This is a genomic window from Pseudomonas sp. S2_C11 (assembly GCF_054668395.1).
In genome coordinates this window covers 3,625,730-3,643,872 of sequence record NZ_CP162765.1, presented here as the reverse complement: position 1 = coordinate 3,643,872, position 18,143 = coordinate 3,625,730, and the positions used below count along the sequence as shown (strand labels likewise).

Below are 18,143 nucleotides of genomic sequence, written 5' to 3'. Positions count from 1 at the left end.
ACCGTTGCACCGTAGAGGCTGTGGCGCGGGCTTCAACCCGCGTCATGGCTATAACCAGAGCAGTAGCCATAAGCTGCAGCTCTTCTTTTGAAGAAATGAGACAAGCAGGGGCATCCGGGCTGGTACCCGGACTATCAGTGTGATCCTAGGTGGCTTGTTTTAGTCGCTGCATTCGGACTTCTGCAAGTTTGCTCGGTGTCGACACCGATGGTGTTCCCCTAACCGAGGGTGACCAAGCATGCAAGAAAGCGTGATGCAGCGCATGTGGAACAGCGCCTACCTTTCAGGTGGAAACGCTGCCTATGTGGAAGAGCTTTATGAGCTCTACCTGCACGACCCTAACGCTGTGCCAGAAGAGTGGCGCACCTACTTTCAGAAGTTGCCAGCCGACGGCAACTCTGCCACTGATGTTTCGCACTCGACGATTCGCGATCATTTCGTGCTGCTGGCAAAGAACCAGCGCCGCGCCCAACCGGTTTCCGCCGGCAGCGTGAGCAGTGAGCACGAGAAGAAGCAAGTTGAAGTGCTGCGATTGATCCAGGCCTACCGTATGCGTGGCCACCAGGCAGCCCAGCTTGACCCGCTGGGGCTGTGGCAGCGTCCTGCACCTGCAGACCTGTCGATCAATCATTACGGCTTGACCAATGCCGATCTTGATACGACCTTCCGTGCCGGCGACCTGTTCATCGGCAAAGAGGAAGCGAGCCTACGCGAAATTCACGAAGCGTTGCAGCAGACATATTGCCGCACCATCGGCGCTGAATTTACGCACATCACCGATTCCGAGCAGCGCCAGTGGTTCCAGCAACGTCTGGAAAGCGTGCGTGGCCGTCCGACGTACTCCGCCGACATCAAGAGCCACCTGCTTGAGCGCGTGACTGCCGGTGAAGGCCTGGAAAAATACCTGGGCACCAAATACCCGGGCACCAAGCGTTTCGGTCTGGAAGGCGGCGAAAGCCTGATTCCGATGCTCGACGAACTGATCCAGCGTTCCGGCTCGTACGGCACCAAGGAAGTCGTCATCGGCATGGCCCACCGTGGCCGTCTGAACGTGCTGGTCAACACCTTCGGCAAGAACCCGCGCGAGCTGTTCGACGAGTTCGAAGGCAAGAAGAAGGTCGAGCTGGGTTCCGGTGACGTTAAATACCACCAGGGCTTCTCGTCCAACGTGATGACCACCGGCGGTGAAGTTCACCTCGCCATGGCGTTCAACCCGTCCCACCTGGAAATCGTTTCCCCGGTGGTCGAAGGTTCGGTGCGCGCCCGTCAGGACCGTCGCAACGACCTGACCGGTGAGAAGGTACTGCCGATCTCCATCCACGGTGACGCGGCATTTGCCGGTCAGGGCGTGGTCATGGAAACCTTCCAGATGTCGCAGACCCGCGGTTTCAAGACCGGCGGTACCGTGCACATCGTGATCAACAACCAGGTCGGTTTCACCATCAGCAACCCGCTGGACTCGCGCTCCACCGAGTACGCCACCGACGTTGCCAAGATGATCCAGGCGCCGATCCTCCATGTGAATGGCGATGATCCGGAAGCCGTGCTGTTCGTGACCCAATTGGCCATCGACTACCGCATGCAGTTCAAGCGTGACGTGGTGATCGATCTGGTCTGCTACCGTCGTCGCGGCCACAACGAGGCCGACGAGCCAAGCGGCACCCAGCCACTGATGTATCAGCAGATCACCAAGCAGCGCACCACCCGTGAGCTGTACGCTGATCGCCTGACTCAGGCCGGTGTGCTTGACGCTGAACGCGTTCAGGCCAAGGTCGACGAATACCGCAACGCGCTGGACAACGGTCTGCACGTAGTGAAATCGCTGGTCAAAGAGCCGAACAAAGAGCTGTTCGTCGACTGGCGTCCGTACCTGGGCCACGCCTGGACTGCGCGTCACGACACGCGTTTCGATCTCAAGACCCTGCAAGAGCTGTCCGCCAAGCTGCTGGAAATTCCGGAAGGCTTCGTTGTTCAGCGCCAGGTCGCGAAGATCTACGAAGACCGTCAGAAGATGCAAGCCGGCGGCCTGCCGATCAACTGGGGTTACGCTGAAACCATGGCGTACGCGACCCTCGCGTTCGAAGGTCACCCGATCCGCATGACCGGTCAGGACATCGGCCGCGGTACGTTCTCGCACCGTCACGCTGTGTTGCACAACCAGAAAGACGCGGGCACCTACATTCCGCTGCAGAACCTGTACGACGGTCAGCCACGTTTCGACCTGTACGACTCGTTCCTCTCGGAAGAAGCGGTACTGGCATTCGAATACGGTTACTCGACCACCACGCCAAACGCGCTGGTGATCTGGGAAGCCCAGTTCGGCGACTTCGCCAACGGTGCTCAGGTCGTGATCGACCAGTTCATCACCAGCGGCGAGCACAAGTGGGGCCGTCTCTGCGGTCTGACCATGCTGCTGCCACACGGTTACGAAGGCCAAGGCCCTGAGCACAGCTCGGCTCGTCTTGAGCGTTACCTGCAGCTGTGCGCCGAGCACAACATTCAGGTGTGCATGCCGACCACGCCAGCGCAGATCTACCACTTGCTGCGTCGTCAGGTGATCCGTCCGCTGCGCAAGCCGCTGGTCGTGCTGACGCCGAAGTCGCTGCTGCGCCACAAGCTGGCCATCTCGACGCTGGAAGATCTGGCCGAAGGTTCGTTCCAGACCGTGATCCCGGAAATCGATGCACTGGACCCGAAAAAGGTCGAGCGCGTGGTTCTGTGCAGCGGCAAGGTCTACTACGACCTGCTGGAAAAACGCCGTGCCGAAGGCCGCGAAGATATCGCCATCGTGCGTATCGAGCAGCTGTATCCGTTCCCTGAGGACGACTTGAAAGAAGTCCTGGCTCCGTACACCAACGTCAAACACGCCGTTTGGTGTCAGGAAGAGCCGATGAACCAGGGTGCCTGGTACTGCAGCCAGCATCACTTGCGTCGCAGCATCGCCAACCTCGACAAGACTCTCGTACTTGAGTACGCGGGCCGTGAGGCTTCGGCTGCGCCAGCTTGTGGTTACGCATCGATGCACGCCGAGCAGCAGGAAAAACTGCTGCAAGATGCTTTCACTGTTTAACGCCTTCGCGCTGACTGAAACCGAATTTTAAGGACCCACAGATAATGGCTATCGAAATCAAAGCCCCGTCATTCCCGGAATCGGTTGCCGATGGCACCGTTGCCACCTGGCACAAGAAACCAGGTGAGGCCGTCAAGCGTGACGACCTGATCGTCGACATCGAAACCGACAAAGTCGTGCTCGAAGTGTTGGCTGAAGCAGACGGCGTGCTGGGCGCAATCGTTGCCGAAGAGGGCGCTACCGTTCTGTCGAACCAGGTCCTGGGCTCGATCGAAGAGGGCGGCGCTGCTGCTGCCGCTCCTGCCGCCGCTGCTGCTCCGGCTGCTACTGCCGCTGCCGCACCGGCTGCTGCCGATGGCGAAGATGACCCGATCGCCGCTCCTGCCGCTCGCAAGCTGGCTGAAGAAAACGGCATCAACATCGCTTCCGTTGCCGGCACCGGCAAGGGCGGTCGTGTGACCAAGGAAGACGTGGTAGCAGCAGTTGCTGCCAAGAAAGCCGCACCGGCTGCCGCACCTGCCAAGGCTGCTGCTCCTTCGGCTGCTGCGCCTGTGTTCGCTGCCGGCGACCGCATCGAGAAGCGCGTACCGATGACTCGCGTACGTGCCACCGTGGCCAAGCGTCTGGTTGAAGCCCAGTCGAACATGGCGATGCTGACCACGTTCAACGAAGTCGACATGACCGAAGTCATGGCTCTGCGTTCGAAGTACAAGGACCTGTTCGAGAAGTCCCACAACGGCGTACGCCTGGGCTTCATGTCGTTCTTCGTGAAAGCGGCCACCGAAGCACTGAAACGCTTCCCGGCTGTCAACGCGTCGATCGACGGCGGCGACATCGTTTACCACGGCTACGCAGACATCGGCGTTGCCGTTTCCAGCGACCGTGGCCTGGTGGTACCGGTTCTGCGTAACGCCGAGCTGATGAGCCTGGCTGAAATCGAAGGCGGCATCGCAACATTTGGCAAGAAAGCCCGTGACGGCAAACTGTCGATGGACGAGATGACCGGTGGTACCTTCACCATCACCAACGGTGGTACCTTCGGTTCGATGATGTCGACGCCGATCGTCAACCCGCCGCAGGCAGCGATTCTGGGCATGCACAACATCATCCAGCGTCCGATGGCCATCAATGGTCAGGTCGTGATCCGTCCGATGATGTACCTGGCTCTGTCCTACGATCACCGCCTGATCGATGGCAAAGAAGCTGTGACCTTCCTGGTGACCATCAAGAACCTGCTGGAAGATCCGGCTCGTCTGTTGCTGGATATCTAAAAAGCAGCTGCAAGCTTTCAGCTACAAGCCTCAAGCTCAAGGCGAGCGGGTGGGCTTGCAGCTTGGAGCTTGCGGCTTGTAGCTTTATTGCTAAAGAGGATTTTTTGAATGTCGCAGAAATTTGACGTAGTAGTGATCGGTGCCGGCCCTGGTGGCTATGTAGCGGCCATCAAGGCTGCTCAGTTGGGCCTGACCACTGCCTGCATCGAGAAGTACACCGACGCAGAGGGCAAGCAAGCCCTGGGCGGTACCTGCCTGAACGTAGGTTGCATTCCTTCCAAGGCGCTGCTCGACAGCTCGTGGAAATACAAGGAAGCCAAAGAGAGCTTCAACGTTCACGGTATCTCGACCGGCGAAGTCAAAATGGACGTCGCTGCGATGGTTGGCCGCAAGGCTGGCATCGTCAAGAACCTGACCGGCGGCGTTGCCACCCTGTTCAAGGCCAACGGCGTTACTTCGATCCAGGGCCACGGCAAGCTGCTGGCCGGCAAGAAAGTCGAAGTCACCAAGCCGGACGGTTCGGTTGAAGTCATCGAAGCGGAAAACGTTATTCTCGCGCCAGGTTCGCGTCCGATCGACATTCCACCGGCTCCGGTTGACCAGAAAGTCATCGTCGATTCGACTGGCGCTCTGGAATTCCAGTCCGTACCTAAACGTCTGGGCGTGATCGGCGCTGGCGTGATCGGTCTGGAACTGGGTTCGGTATGGTCGCGTCTGGGTGCAGAAGTGACTGTGCTCGAAGCACTGGACACTTTCCTGATGGCAGCGGACACCGCTGTTTCCAAGGAAGCGCTGAAAACCCTGACCAAACAGGGTCTGGACATCAAGCTGGGCGCTCGCGTTACCGGTTCGAAAGTCAACGGCGAAGAAGTCGTCGTCAACTACACCGATGCCAACGGCGAACAGACCATCACTTTCGACAAGCTGATCGTAGCCGTTGGTCGCCGTCCGGTGACCACTGATCTGCTGTCTGCCGACTGCGGCGTGGAAATCGACGAGCGCGGTTTCATCGCGGTCGATGACCATTGCGTCACAGCTGTACCGGGCGTCTTCGCCATCGGTGACGTGGTTCGCGGCATGATGCTGGCCCACAAGGCTTCGGAAGAAGGCATCATGGTTGTCGAGCGCATCAAGGGCCACAAGGCTCAGATGAACTATGATTTGATCCCTTCGGTTATTTATACTCACCCGGAAATCGCGTGGGTTGGCAAAACCGAGCAGGCGCTGAAGGCCGAAGGCGTTGAAGTCAACGTCGGCACCTTCCCGTTCGCCGCTTCCGGCCGTGCCATGGCTGCCAACGATACCGGTGGTTTCGTCAAGGTCATCGCCGATGCCAGGACCGACCGCGTATTGGGCGTGCACGTGATTGGCCCGAGCGCTGCAGAACTGGTTCAGCAGGGCGCGATCGGTATGGAGTTCGGCACCAGCGCTGAAGACCTGGGCATGATGGTTTTCTCCCATCCGACCCTGTCCGAAGCCTTGCACGAAGCTGCTCTGGCAGTGAATGGCGGCGCCATTCACATTGCCAACCGCAAGAAGCGTTAAGACATAATAAGAAACCACGGCGGCAACGGCCCGTCGTGAGCCTTGCGAGCAAGACTCACCGCGGAATGTCCGCCGGACGCAGTCTTGCGTAGCCCAGCTACGCAAGCAGCAGTCACAGGTGGCGCGGCACTCAAACGAGCGCAGCGCCGAATGCGCAGTACCTAACGAAGACGGTAAAAAGCATGAATCTTCACGAGTATCAGGGTAAGCAGCTGTTCGCTGAATACGGCCTGCCAGTTTCCACTGGTTACGCAGTAGACACCCCGGAAGCAGCAGCAGAAGCTTGCGACAAAATCGGCGGCAACGAGTGGGTCGTCAAAGCCCAGGTTCACGCCGGTGGTCGCGGTAAAGCGGGCGGCGTAAAGCTGGTTCGCAGCAAAGAAGACGCCAAAGCCTTCGCACAGCAGTGGCTGGGCAAGCGTCTGGTGACTTACCAGACTGACGCCAATGGCCAGCCAGTCACCAAGATCCTGGTTGAATCGTGCACTGATATCGCTAAAGAGCTGTACCTGGGCGCTGTCGTTGACCGTTCGAGCCGTCGCATCGTGTTCATGGCTTCCACCGAAGGTGGCGTGGACATCGAGAAAATCGCTCACGACACTCCAGAAAAAATTCTCAAGGCCACTATCGATCCACTGGTTGGCGCTCAGCCATCCCAGGGTCGCGAGCTGGCATTCCAGCTGGGTCTGGAAGGCAAGCAGGTCACTCAGTTCGCCAAGATCTTCGTAGGTCTGGCCAAGCTGTTCAAAGACCACGACCTGGCTCTGCTGGAAGTAAACCCGCTGGTGATCAAGGCTGACGGCGATCTGCACTGCCTCGACGCGAAGATCAACATCGACGCCAACGCCATGTACCGTCAGCCTAAGCTGAAGGCTTTCCACGATCCGTCGCAGGACGATCCGCGCGAAGCGCACGCTGCCAAGTTCGAACTGAACTACGTAGCGCTGGAAGGCAACATCGGTTGCATGGTCAACGGTGCCGGTCTGGCCATGGGCACCATGGACATCGTCAACCTGCATGGCGGCAAGCCAGCCAACTTCCTCGACGTAGGTGGTGGCGCTACCAAGGAACGCGTTACTGAAGCGTTCAAGATCATCCTGTCCGACCAGAACGTCGCGGCAGTACTGGTCAACATCTTCGGCGGCATCGTTCGCTGCGACATGATTGCCGAAGGCATCATCGGCGCCGTGAAAGAAGTCGGCGTGAAAATCCCGGTTGTTGTTCGCCTTGAAGGCAACAACGCTGAGCTGGGCGCTAAAGTACTGGCAGAAAGCGGTTTGAACATCATCGCTGCTACCAGCCTGACCGACGCTGCTCAACAAGTTGTCAAAGCTGCGGAGGGCAAATAATGAGCGTCCTGATCAATAAAGACACCAAAGTTATCTGCCAGGGTATTACCGGTTCGCAAGGTAGTTTCCACACCCAGCAAGCCATCGAATACGGCACCAAGATGGTTGGTGGCGTAACTCCGGGCAAGGGCGGCACCGAGCACCTGGGTCTGCCAGTGTTCAACACCGTAAAAGACGCAGTAGCTGCCACTGGCGCTACCGCCAGCGTGATCTACGTTCCGGCTCCGTTCTGCAAGGACTCGATCCTGGAAGCGGCATTCGGCGGCATCAAGCTGATCGTCTGCATCACCGAAGGCATTCCTACCCTGGACATGCTGGACGCCAAGGTTAAGTGCGACGAGCTGGGCGTAGTCCTGATCGGCCCTAACTGCCCAGGCGTGATCACCCCAGGCGAATGCAAGATCGGCATCATGCCAGGTCACATTCACTTGCCAGGCAAGGTCGGTATCGTTTCCCGTTCCGGCACCCTGACCTACGAAGCTGTGAAGCAGACCACTGACGCCGGTTTCGGTCAGTCGACTTGCGTCGGCATCGGCGGTGACCCGATCCCGGGTTCGAACTTCATCGACATCCTGAAGCTGTTCCAGGAAGACCCGAAGACCGAGGCGATCGTGATGATCGGCGAGATCGGCGGTTCGGCTGAAGAAGAAGCGGCTGCCTACATCAAGGCTAACGTGACCAAGCCGGTTGTTTCCTACATCGCTGGTGTGACTGCTCCTCCGGGCAAGCGCATGGGCCATGCTGGCGCAATCATCTCTGGCGGCAAAGGCACTGCAGACGAGAAATTCGCTGCGCTGCAAGACGCAGGCGTAAAAACCGTGCGTTCGCTGGCAGACATCGGCAAGGCCCTGGCCGAGCTGACTGGCTGGGAAGTGAAGAAGTAAGCTTCGGCTGACTTTTTAGCTCCAGCAACAAAGGCCACCTTCGGGTGGCCTTTGTCGTTCCTGGCGTATGAGAATTTTGAGAGCTGTAGTGGCGAGGGGATTTATCCCCGCTGGGCTGCGAAGCGGCCCCTATGCTAGCGACCATGATCAGTCAGGCAGTTCCAGCTCGGATTCTTTGGGACTGCTGCGCAGTCCAACGGGGATAAATCCCCTCGCCACAGGTTCGTTGTGATGAATACAGGTTCTCTGTATGAAAAATAGATATGTAAACGCGACACTGAAACGTCGCGTATCGGATAGTTCGCCCTCTAACAGTGCGTTTGTCAGCCAAATTCGTTAGGCTGGCCGCCATTTTTGCGTCCGCCGCCCACAAGGCAGCTACGCGCTTTAAGGGTCAGTCCCATACGGATCGACAGCATTTCCCTAATCCAACAGGGCAATCCCCCTCTAAATTCCGATTTCAGTAGTGTGGTATTACCTTAATGAAAGTTTTGAAAGGTCAGGACATCCTGGCACTTGGTTTTATGACGTTTGCCCTGTTTGTCGGGGCCGGTAACATCATTTTCCCGCCGATCGTCGGCTTGCAGGCCGGACCTCACGTCTGGATGGCCGCACTGGGTTTCCTGATTACCGCCGTTGGTTTGCCGGTGGTCACCGTGGTGGCGCTGGCCAAGGTCGGCGGTGCGATGGATGCGTTGAGCAGCCCTATCGGCAAGATCGCTGGCGGTATCCTCGCGGCGGCATGCTACCTGGCCGTGGGTCCGCTGTTCGCCACCCCGCGTACCGCGACCGTATCCTTCGAGGTAGGTCTGGCGCCATTGACCGGCGAAAGCCCGCTGGCGCTGTTCCTCTACAGCTCGGTGTACTTCCTGCTGGTGTTCTTCATTTCGCTCTACCCTGGGCGGTTGCTGGATACCGTTGGCCGCTTCCTCGCACCGCTGAAAATCATTGCGCTGGCAGTACTGGGCATCGCCGCGTTCGCCTTGCCGGCGGGTGACATCGGTCACGGCACACCGGAATATGTGGCGGCACCGTTTTCTCAGGGCTTCATCAATGGTTACCTGACCATGGATACCCTCGGCGCACTGGTATTCGGCATCGTTATCGTCAACGCGATCCGCTCCCGTGGCGTCGAGTCGCCGGCGCTGATCACCCGTTATGCGATCATCGCCGGGCTGATTGCCGGCGTGGGGCTGGCACTGGTCTACGTCAGCCTGTTCCGTCTCGGTTCCGGCAGCCATGAAGTCGCGGTCGGCGCGACCAACGGCGCGGCGGTGTTGCATGCCTACGTGCAGCACACCTTCGGTTCGCTGGGCAGTGGTTTCCTTGCGGTGCTGATCTCGCTGGCGTGTCTGGTCACGGCGGTCGGCCTGACCTGTGCCTGCGCTGAATACTTCAGCCGTGTGCTGCCGTTGTCCTACAAGACTCTGGTGATTATCCTCGCAGCGTTTTCCCTGCTGGTCTCCAACCTCGGTCTGACCAAGCTCATTGCTTTCTCGATTCCGGTACTCACCGCGATCTACCCGCCGTGCATCGTTCTGGTCGCACTGAGCTTCTGCAAGGATTTCTGGCATGAGCACGGGCGCATTCTTGGCCCGGTGATGCTGGTTTCCTTCGTTTTCGGCACCATCGACGCCCTGAAAGGCGCTGGTCTGGCCGACTGGATGCCAACTCAGCTGACCCATCTGCCGCTGAGCGAGCAAGGGCTGGCATGGCTGGTGCCATGCGTGATGACCCTGGTGGTCGCCGTGGTCTGTGATCGCCTGCTGGGCAAGCGCAGCGAAGTCCCTGCCTGACGTGATGTGACCCGCCACAAGCGGGTCAGGCACGGTTAAACAGAAATGCCCCGTATCAATCGATACGGGGCATTTTTTATCAGAGCTGATAATCCTCAACCCAGATAACGTACGACCAGAGCTCCCACATTGACGTTGTCGCTGTCACGGCTCAGGAGTATTCGCTTGTCGGGCTGCACTGCCACCGAGATCCATTGCATACCTGGCCCCATAGAGTGAGTAACGTATCCCTTGCCATCCCCAAAGGTTGTGTCCAGTTCACCCGTTGCCAGATAGCGGCAGGCAAGCATTTGCTCCCTGGTTATTTGCCCTGTACTCCCCACCACAACCAAACCATCCTCAGGCTCCCCACTTAGATCGAACAAAGTGCAACCGTCGGTTAATCCAAGATCAGTGACAACAGGCTTACCCTGATTGAATGCGAGATTTGGTCTACCGTTCGGGTTGTACGCGGCCATCATTGCTTTGCGTCCTTTCCCCCAAACGTCGTTGGGGGATGTGTCGACCTGGCCAGCAACAAAGAAGCTGCCGTCAGCACGTAACATCAGGCTTCGTACGCTGACCGGGTAATCCGATGGAATGTAGACGGTCCCGGTGCCATCATCGCCGAAGTCTTTATGGGGCGTTCCATCGACGTTCAGGCGCACAATCTTTCCTTCTCCAGCGCTCGAACCTGTAACTGTGATTACTCCATCCTCTGCTATTGAAATCGAAGCAATGCCCAATGCAAGATCCAGCCAGCCTTTGTTGTTGAAAGCGGTATCGAAATCTCCATTCTGATCAAGTCTGAACAGTCGGTCGCTTTGACCGACGAGTATTTTTTCATCAGCAGTCAGTACTAACCTGGTTCTGGATTGCGACGTGATGGAAGCTTCCGGTTTTGGCAATTGCGATTCGGACTGTGGCAGGAAAGGGACGTAAACCGTCCCATCGGGACCGAAATCGCGATCTCTTTCACCATCAGCGAAGAATCTGGCAAGCGCAAATCGAGTTCCTTGGTCCTCATCATATTGATACCCAAAAAGCAGCGCCTTGCCGTCTTTATAAAGACAGGCGCCAGTTCCGCTGGCTTGTCCCGAACCTGTAAACGTACCTACGATCAAACCGTTTTCGTTGAAGCCAGTATCGTTAGTACCGTCCGCGAGTAATTGCGCCAAATGAAAACTGACTTTGCCCTCTACAACAGTTTGTCCCACGAGAAGGATCTTTCCATCCGGGCGCAAGCCTGCGATTTTCAAAGCCTGGCTTCCCGTAGCAAATGACTCGGCGTACCCCCGGTTGCCAAACGTTGTGTCAATGGGCAGCGCAGCGTTCAAAGGTCTCATGCTCAAATCCTTGTCTGATAGGGGAGCGGTCAGTGTTCCCGTTTGAGAAAACGACCTTATGCCTCGCCATACCCTCGGCGCTACTGTCAGAGTTGACAGGTATAAGCCTCTGAAAACTGATAGCTGCGGTCTATTTTGAATAAATTTGACTCTTCAATGAGCGTGTCTTTTTACGAGCCAACACGTCGAAACGAAGGGTTCCCTCCATCATTCCTCTTGCTCAGGACAACGAATGTCGTTCATCCAAGCCAATCTGATCCACTTGCTCGCCGCCGTCTGGTTTGTCGTCTGCTGGGGCGGTTACACCCGTTATGCCACCTGGAAGGCCCGTGATACGGCGTGTCTGGCCAGCGTGTTGCACCTGTACCGCGAAGACTGGATGCGCCGCATGCTGCTGCGTGACAACCGCATCGCCGATGCCAGCGTGATCGGCAATCTGGAACGCAACGCGTCGTTCTTCGCCTCCAGCACGCTGATCATCCTCGCCGGTATCCTCACCGTGCTCGGTGCGTCCGACCGAGCCGTGTCGTTGTTGGCGGATATTCCGATGGTGCAGCAGGCGTCGCAGGGCATGTCGGAGATCAAGTTGCTGTGTCTGGCACTGGTGTTCGTCTATGCGTTCTTTACTTTCAGCTGGTGCATGCGCCAATACAACTTCGCTGCGATTCTGGTCGGTTCAGCGCCGATGATCGGTGAGCGCCAAGTGACTGAACAAGAACGCAAGGCGTTCGCTTCGCGGGCGGCGCGGGTGATTTCGATGGCGGCCAACCAGTTCAACTTCGGCCTGCGTTCTTATTACTTCGGCATGAGTATGCTGGCGTGGTTCGTCAGCCCGTGGCTGTTCATGATCATGAGCGCGGGAGTCGTGGTGGTTTTGTATCGCCGCGAGTTTCATTCCGACGTTCTCGATGTCATGGTCTATACCCCTACAGAGGCGCCCGTCCCTGAGGCAAACAAAGAGGCTGTTTGATGAGTATTCCGTTCTGGTGTGTGTTTATCAGTGCTTTATTGATCTACGTGGCGCGTATGCCGGTGGCCAAGGCCATGAAAGAGCAGGGCGGGTATGACAATCACTTGCCGCGGCAGCAGCAGGCGCAGTTGACTGGCTTCGGTGCGAGGGCGCTGGCGGCCCATCAGAACAGCATCGAAGCCTTCATCCTCTTCGCCGTCGGCGTGCTGATGGCGCATACCACGCAAACCGCGGGTTGGCTGATCGATGCGCTGGCGATCATCTTCGTGATCTCGCGGATTTTCTATCTGTGGTTCTATCTGGCCGATCTGGCGAAGTTGCGCAGCCTGATGTGGCTAGTTGGCTTCATCTGTTCGCTGTTGCTGATGATTAGTCCGACTTTTAGAACCGTGTTGCTCTAGCCGGTAAATCGCAGGCAAAAGAAAACCCGCACTTGGCGGGTTTTCCTTTCACACCACAAAGCTTATTGCTTTTTGGCGGCTTCTTCTTGAGCAGCGGCGTTCGATTCAGCCTGAGCTTTGGCAGCTTCGGCGTTTTCTTTTGCTGCGTCGTTCACTTTATCCTGAGCTTTGTTCATGTCTTGCTGAGCTTGCTCAGCATGTTGGTTTGCATCTTGAGCTTTGTCCTCGGATTTTTTATCGCAGGCAGCGAGACCGAGGGAAGCGGTCAACATCAAGGCAATAGCTAAAGTCTTACGCATGGGGTGTATCTCCTTATGGAAAATAACTACTGGCCTTAAGAACTCGGCGCTACGGGTTAAGTTCCTCAATTGTTTCAGATATATAAGTTTGTTTTATCACGGAACTTTTGCCGCTTTTCTCAATACTGGCACAAGGCCCAAACGCGAGTAATTATCACATGGCCGAAAACCCCGTTTTTGAGCGCGCGACGCGCTTTTTATCGGCATTGCGCCACTGTCAGGTCCTCGGTCTGCAGGTGCACAGTGCCTCCAGCGAAGGGCTGACGGTGATCCTGCCGTACAGCGAAAAAATCGTCGGCAATCCCGAAACCGGAGTCATCCATGGCGGCGCCATCACTTCGCTGATGGACACCGCCTGCGGCATGTCGACCCTGTGCGTGCTGCCGGAGTTCGAAGTCTGTCCGACCCTCGATCTGCGCATCGACTACATGCACGCCGCTGAACCGAACAAAGCCGTGTACGGCTTTGCCCAGTGCTACCGTGTCACCACCGACGTGATCTTTGCCCGTGGTTTTGCCTACCAGGACGATCCCGAGCAACCGATTGCTCACGTCGTCGGCACATTCATGCGCATGGGCATCGGCTTGAAGGGCAGCAAAGGTTTCGCGGGCGCGATCAAGGGAGCGAGCCAATGAGCGACGATCTCAGGGAGCAGCTGCAACAGGCCCACGCGCAGGGCGATTACACGCCGCTGCTGGCACTGATTCCTTATGCCGGGCTGATCGGTATCGAGTGCTCGCGAGTCGGCGATGAGTTGCTGTTCAAGCTGCCGGCGAACAAGGACAACATTGGTAACCCTTTATTGCCGGCGATCCATGGCGGGGTGATTGCCGGCTTCATGGAGCTGGCCGCGGCCCTGCATCTGCTGATTTTTACCGGCACGCCGGGCGTGCCGAAGATCATCGATTTTTCCCTCGATTACCTGCGCGCCGGGCAGTTTCGCGACACGTGGGCCAGGTGTCAGGTCTGCCGTCAGGGGCGTCGCGTGGCCAACGTTGCGGTCACTGCGTGGCAGAGTACCGAGGGCGAACCGATCGCCACCGCCCGCGCGCACTTCAAAATTGATGAGCCCTTGAAATCCTGAACAGCGCCCCCAACTCAGATGACAACCCGCCGCAGACCATTTCGGGTCGCGGCCACTGCCATCTGATTGGAGTTTGATGACCATGAGTGTGGAAACTCAAAAGGAAACCCTGGGCTTCCAGACCGAGGTAAAGCAGCTGCTGCACCTCATGATCCATTCGCTGTATTCGAATAAGGAAATTTTCCTTCGCGAATTGATCTCGAACGCCTCTGACGCTGTCGACAAGCTGCGCTTCGAAGCCCTGGCCAAGCCTGAGTTGCTCGAAGGTGGTGCTGACCTGAAAATCCGTGTGAGCTTCGACAAGGACGCCAAGACCGTCACTCTCGAAGACAACGGTATCGGCATGAACCGTGACGATGTGATCACCCACCTGGGGACCATCGCCAAATCCGGCACCGCCGATTTCATGAAAAACCTGTCCGGCGATCAGAAGAAAGATTCGCACCTCATCGGCCAGTTCGGTGTCGGCTTCTATTCGGCCTTCATCGTCGCCGACAAGGTTGATGTATACAGCCGTCGCGCCGGCACTGCCGCCAGCGAAGGCGTGCACTGGTCGTCGAAAGGCGAGGGCGAGTTCGAAGTCGCCACCATCGACAAGCCAGAGCGCGGTACCCGCATCGTCCTGCACCTGAAATCCGGTGAAGACGAATTCGCGGATGGCTGGCGTCTGCGCAACATCATCAAGAAGTACTCCGACCACATCGCTTTGCCGATCGAACTGCCGAAGGAAGTCACTCCGGCCGAAGGCGAAGAGGCTCCGGCCGTTGAATGGGAAACCGTCAACCGCGCCAGCGCCCTGTGGACCCGTCCCCGCACTGAAGTCAAAGACGAGGAATACCAGGAGTTCTACAAACACATCGCTCACGACTTCGAGAATCCGCTGTCGTGGAGCCACAACAAGGTTGAAGGCAAGCTCGAGTATAGCTCGCTGCTGTATGTGCCGGCCCGCGCGCCGTTCGACCTGTACCAGCGTGAAGCGCCGAAAGGCCTGAAGCTTTACGTGCAGCGTGTGTTTGTAATGGATCAGGCCGAGTCGTTCCTGCCGCTGTACCTGCGCTTCATCAAAGGCGTGGTCGATTCCAACGACCTGTCGCTGAACGTGTCGCGGGAAATCCTGCAGAAAGACCCGATCATCGATTCGATGAAAACCGCGCTGACCAAGCGTGTGCTCGACATGCTGGAAAAACTGGCGAAGAACGAGCCTGAGCAATACAAGGGCTTCTGGAAAAACTTCGGTCAGGTCATGAAAGAAGGCCCGGCAGAAGATTTCGCCAACAAAGAGAAAATTGCCGGTCTGCTGCGTTTTGCATCGACCCAGGGCGACGACGGCGAGCAGATTGTCGGTCTGGCTGACTACCTGGCCCGCGCCAAGGAAGGTCAGGACAAGATCTACTACCTCACCGGCGAAACCTACGCGCAGGTCAAGAACAGCCCGCACCTGGAAGTCTTCCGCAAGAAAGGCATCGAAGTGCTGCTGCTGACCGATCGCATCGACGAGTGGCTGATGAGCTACCTCAGCGAATTCGACGGCAAGACTTTTGTCGACGTGGCGCGCGGTGACCTCGATCTGGGCAATCTGGACTCGGAAGAGGACAAGAAAGCCGCTGAAGAAGTCGCCAAGTCCAAAGAGGGTTTGGTCGAGCGCCTGAAAACTGCGCTGGGTGATTCCGTGGCTGAAGTTCGCGTGTCCCATCGTCTGACCGACTCGCCGGCCATTCTGGCCATCGGCGAACAGGATCTGGGTCTGCAAATGCGCCAGATTCTCGAAGCCAGCGGGCAGAAAGTCCCGGATTCGAAGCCGATCTTCGAGTTCAACCCGAGCCACCCGCTGATCGAGAAACTCGATGGCGAGCAGAGCGAAGAGCGTTTTGGCGATCTGTCGCACATCCTCTTTGATCAGGCCGCCTTGGCGGCGGGCGACAGCTTGAAGGATCCGGCCGCTTATGTGCGCCGTCTGAACAAGCTGCTGGTTGAACTGTCGGTTTGATCACGTTGTAGGAAAAACCCGCTTCGGCGGGTTTTTTCATTCTGGTGTTTACACAATCAGGAGTCAGAAATGAGCCAAGTCACTGTACGTTCCGTGGTCTATCAGATTGACGGCCAGACCTATGAAGGTCGCCTGGCGTTCGACGCCGAGCACAAGGCTGCGCGCCCGGGTTTGCTGATGGCGCCGAACTGGATGGGCGTCAGCGCCGGTGCTGAAGACATTGCCAAAGCCGTGGCGGCCAAGGGTTACGTGGTGTTGATTGCGGATGTCTATGGCCAGAGCGTACGTCCGCAGAACGCTGATGAGGCGCTGGCAGCAATGATGCCGCTCAAGGACGACCGCGCGCTGTTGCGCAAACGTCTGCAAGTGGCATTTGAGCAATTGCAGAGCCAGGGCGAAGCGGCAGTGGATACCTCGAAACTGGCGGTGTTCGGTTTCTGCTTCGGTGGTTGCTGTGCGCTGGATCTGGCCCGCACCGGCGCGCCGGTAAAAGCGGCGGTGTCGTTCCACGGCACGCTGGATTCGCCGAACCCGGCGGATGCGCAGAACATCAAGGGCTCGGTGCTGGTGCTGCATGGCGCGTCCGATCCATTGGTGCCGAAAGAGCAACTGCCGGCATTCGAAGATGAGATGAACGCGGCGAAGGTCGACTGGCAACTGCTCAGCTACGGCGGCGCGGTGCACTCCTTTACCGATCCGCACGCCAATGTGCCGGGCAAGATGATGTACGACGAAAAGACCGCCAAGCGCGCGTTCAAGTCGATGCATGATTTGCTGGATGAAGTGTTCAACGGTTAAAAGCGAAAAGCCCCTCACCCTAGCCCTCTCCCGGAGGGAGAGGGGACTGATTGGGGGTTGCTCGGGAGTGGCGTCGACCTGAACGTGAATAGGCGAATCCATAATCGCCGAGACTTTTCAGGTCGATGTATAACGCAAGACGCCTCGGTCGGCTCCCTATCCCTCTGGGATAGGCGACTGATTGAGGGTTGCTCGGGAGTGACGTCGACCTGAACTTGAATAGGCGAATCCATAATCGCCGGGATTTTTCAGGTCGATGTATAACGCAAGACGCCTCGGTCGGCTCCCTATCCCTCTGGGATAGGGGACTGATTGGGGGTTGCTCGGGAGTGGCGTCGACCTGAACGTGACTAGGCGAATCCATAATCGCCGAGACTTTTCAGGTCGATGTATAACGCAAGACGCCTCGGTCGGCTCCCTCTCCCTCTGGGAGAGGGCTGGGGTGAGGGTAAGCGGCCTAGCGCGGTAGTTCGATCCGCTCGACTTCCCCCGGCACCGTCGGCCAATCCCCGGCCGCCCACTTGCGCCGTGCCTCATCAATCGCCGCCGGATCGCTTGCAACAAAATTCCAGTTGATCCGTCTCGGCCCGTCCAGTGCCGCGCCGCCGAACACCACCGCGTGCACATCGCTTTCGGCAAACAGGCTCATCTCTTCGCCGGCTGGCAACACCACCAGCGCATGCGGCTCGATCGCCTCGCCATTCAACTGCGCATCCCCGCTCAACACATACACCGCGCGTTCTTCATGCTCGGCCGGAATCAGCAATGTGGTCGCGGTCTGCATCTTCACTTCCGCATACAGCGTAGGAGAAAGCACCGGCACCGGCGATTCCAAGCAAAAGCCTGACCCGGCAATCATGCGAATCTGCACGCCGAGGTTATCGCTGACCGGCAACGTCGCTGCCGGGTGATGACTGTAATGCCCCGGGCCTTCTTCGTGTGCCTTGGGCGAGGCCAGCCAGACTTGCAGGCCGTGCAGGGTGAAGGTCTCGGCAAGCAGTGGCGCAGGCGTACGCTCGACGTGGGCGATGGCGCTACCAGCGGTCATCCAGCTTACATCGCCGGCACCGACCACCTGATCGGAGCCCAGACTGTCCTTGTGCTGCAATTGCCCTTCGAACAGATAGGTAAGTGTCGACAGGCCAATGTGCGGATGCTGTCGGATATCCATGCCTTTACCCGTCGGATAAATCGTCTCGAGCATGTGGTCGAAAAACACGAAAGGCCCGACGTTGCGGCATTTGGCTGACGGCAGCGGGCGCAGGATCGGCTGGCCTTCGACGTCTTCGGCGCGCGGGCGGATGATCAGGAGTGGCGTGTCCATGGTGCATTCCAGGCTGAGCGGGTGATGCCAGAAGCATAAC

15 protein-coding genes are annotated in these 18,143 nt (G+C 57.9%); 12 read left to right on the top strand and 3 right to left on the bottom strand.

From position 1 onward, the window contains the following. The first annotated feature begins 238 nt into the window (after positions 1-238). The 6 genes from AB4N48_RS16435 (at position 239) to brnQ (ending at position 9,915) form a co-directional block, all read left to right on the top strand. Positions 239-3,070, top strand: a complete 2,832-nt coding sequence (locus AB4N48_RS16435; protein WP_041479560.1) for a 2-oxoglutarate dehydrogenase E1 component — start codon at positions 239-241, stop codon at positions 3,068-3,070. A gap of 44 nt (positions 3,071-3,114) precedes the next feature. Then, positions 3,115-4,341: a 2-oxoglutarate dehydrogenase complex dihydrolipoyllysine-residue succinyltransferase gene (gene odhB / locus AB4N48_RS16430; RefSeq protein ID WP_024012151.1), complete on the top strand. Its 1,227-nt coding sequence runs from the start codon at positions 3,115-3,117 to the stop codon at positions 4,339-4,341. Between the two features lie 108 nt (positions 4,342-4,449). Further along, entirely contained in the window at positions 4,450-5,886 is a 1,437-nt protein-coding gene (gene lpdA / locus AB4N48_RS16425) for a dihydrolipoyl dehydrogenase (RefSeq protein WP_460093963.1), read from the top strand. Between the two features lie 182 nt (positions 5,887-6,068). Further along, positions 6,069-7,235: an ADP-forming succinate--CoA ligase subunit beta gene (gene sucC / locus AB4N48_RS16420; RefSeq protein ID WP_016773679.1), complete on the top strand. Its 1,167-nt coding sequence runs from the start codon at positions 6,069-6,071 to the stop codon at positions 7,233-7,235. Beyond that, a complete protein-coding gene (sucD, locus tag AB4N48_RS16415; protein WP_016773680.1) occupies positions 7,235-8,119 on the top strand; it encodes a succinate--CoA ligase subunit alpha in 885 nt (294 codons plus the stop codon). The genes sucC and sucD overlap by 1 nt, the downstream gene beginning before the upstream one ends. Positions 8,120-8,601: 482 nt before the next feature. Next, positions 8,602-9,915 carry a branched-chain amino acid transport system II carrier protein gene (gene brnQ, locus AB4N48_RS16410; protein WP_056783892.1) on the top strand — a complete coding sequence of 438 codons (1,314 nt, stop codon included), beginning with the start codon at positions 8,602-8,604 and terminating at the stop codon, positions 9,913-9,915. 95 nt (positions 9,916-10,010) lie between these two features. On the opposite strand, the gene AB4N48_RS16405 is transcribed toward brnQ, so the two are convergent. Further along, positions 10,011-11,240: an NHL repeat-containing protein gene (locus AB4N48_RS16405; RefSeq protein ID WP_460093962.1), complete on the bottom strand. Its 1,230-nt coding sequence runs from the start codon at positions 11,238-11,240 to the stop codon at positions 10,011-10,013. 232 nt (positions 11,241-11,472) lie between these two features. Here AB4N48_RS16405 and AB4N48_RS16400 point away from each other — a divergent pair, with 232 nt between their 5' ends. Then, positions 11,473-12,210 carry a DUF599 domain-containing protein gene (locus AB4N48_RS16400; protein WP_016773682.1) on the top strand — a complete coding sequence of 246 codons (738 nt, stop codon included), beginning with the start codon at positions 11,473-11,475 and terminating at the stop codon, positions 12,208-12,210. Then, positions 12,210-12,611, top strand: coding sequence for an MAPEG family protein (locus tag AB4N48_RS16395; RefSeq protein ID WP_056783897.1), 402 nt, complete (start codon positions 12,210-12,212; stop codon positions 12,609-12,611). Before AB4N48_RS16400 ends, AB4N48_RS16395 begins: the two co-directional genes overlap by 1 nt. Before the next feature lie 62 nt (positions 12,612-12,673). Here the strand turns inward: AB4N48_RS16395 and AB4N48_RS16390 are convergent, their stop codons facing one another. Continuing rightward, positions 12,674-12,910, bottom strand: a complete 237-nt coding sequence (locus AB4N48_RS16390; protein WP_007959016.1) for a hypothetical protein — start codon at positions 12,908-12,910, stop codon at positions 12,674-12,676. 158 nt (positions 12,911-13,068) lie between these two features. On the opposite strand from AB4N48_RS16390, the gene AB4N48_RS16385 reads away from it, so the two are divergent. The 4 genes from AB4N48_RS16385 (at position 13,069) to AB4N48_RS16370 (ending at position 16,779) form a co-directional block, all read left to right on the top strand. Further along, the gene (locus AB4N48_RS16385; RefSeq protein ID WP_024012154.1) at positions 13,069-13,545 is read left to right on the top strand and encodes a PaaI family thioesterase; all 477 of its coding nucleotides are present in this window, start codon (positions 13,069-13,071) and stop codon (positions 13,543-13,545) included. Continuing rightward, positions 13,542-13,994 carry a PaaI family thioesterase gene (locus tag AB4N48_RS16380; RefSeq protein WP_150741308.1) on the top strand — a complete coding sequence of 151 codons (453 nt, stop codon included), beginning with the start codon at positions 13,542-13,544 and terminating at the stop codon, positions 13,992-13,994. Before AB4N48_RS16385 ends, AB4N48_RS16380 begins: the two co-directional genes overlap by 4 nt. Positions 13,995-14,076: 82 nt before the next feature. Then, positions 14,077-15,981, top strand: coding sequence for a molecular chaperone HtpG (gene htpG / locus AB4N48_RS16375; RefSeq protein WP_150741309.1), 1,905 nt, complete (start codon positions 14,077-14,079; stop codon positions 15,979-15,981). Positions 15,982-16,050: 69 nt separating this feature from the next. Next, the gene (locus tag AB4N48_RS16370; protein WP_310215068.1) at positions 16,051-16,779 is read left to right on the top strand and encodes a dienelactone hydrolase family protein; all 729 of its coding nucleotides are present in this window, start codon (positions 16,051-16,053) and stop codon (positions 16,777-16,779) included. A gap of 457 nt (positions 16,780-17,236) precedes the next feature. On the opposite strand, the gene AB4N48_RS16365 is transcribed toward AB4N48_RS16370, so the two are convergent. Further along, positions 17,237-18,103 (bottom strand): pirin family protein, encoded by an 867-nt coding sequence (locus tag AB4N48_RS16365; protein WP_056783908.1) that lies wholly within the window; start codon positions 18,101-18,103, stop codon positions 17,237-17,239. Between the last annotated feature and the right edge of the window lie 40 nt (positions 18,104-18,143).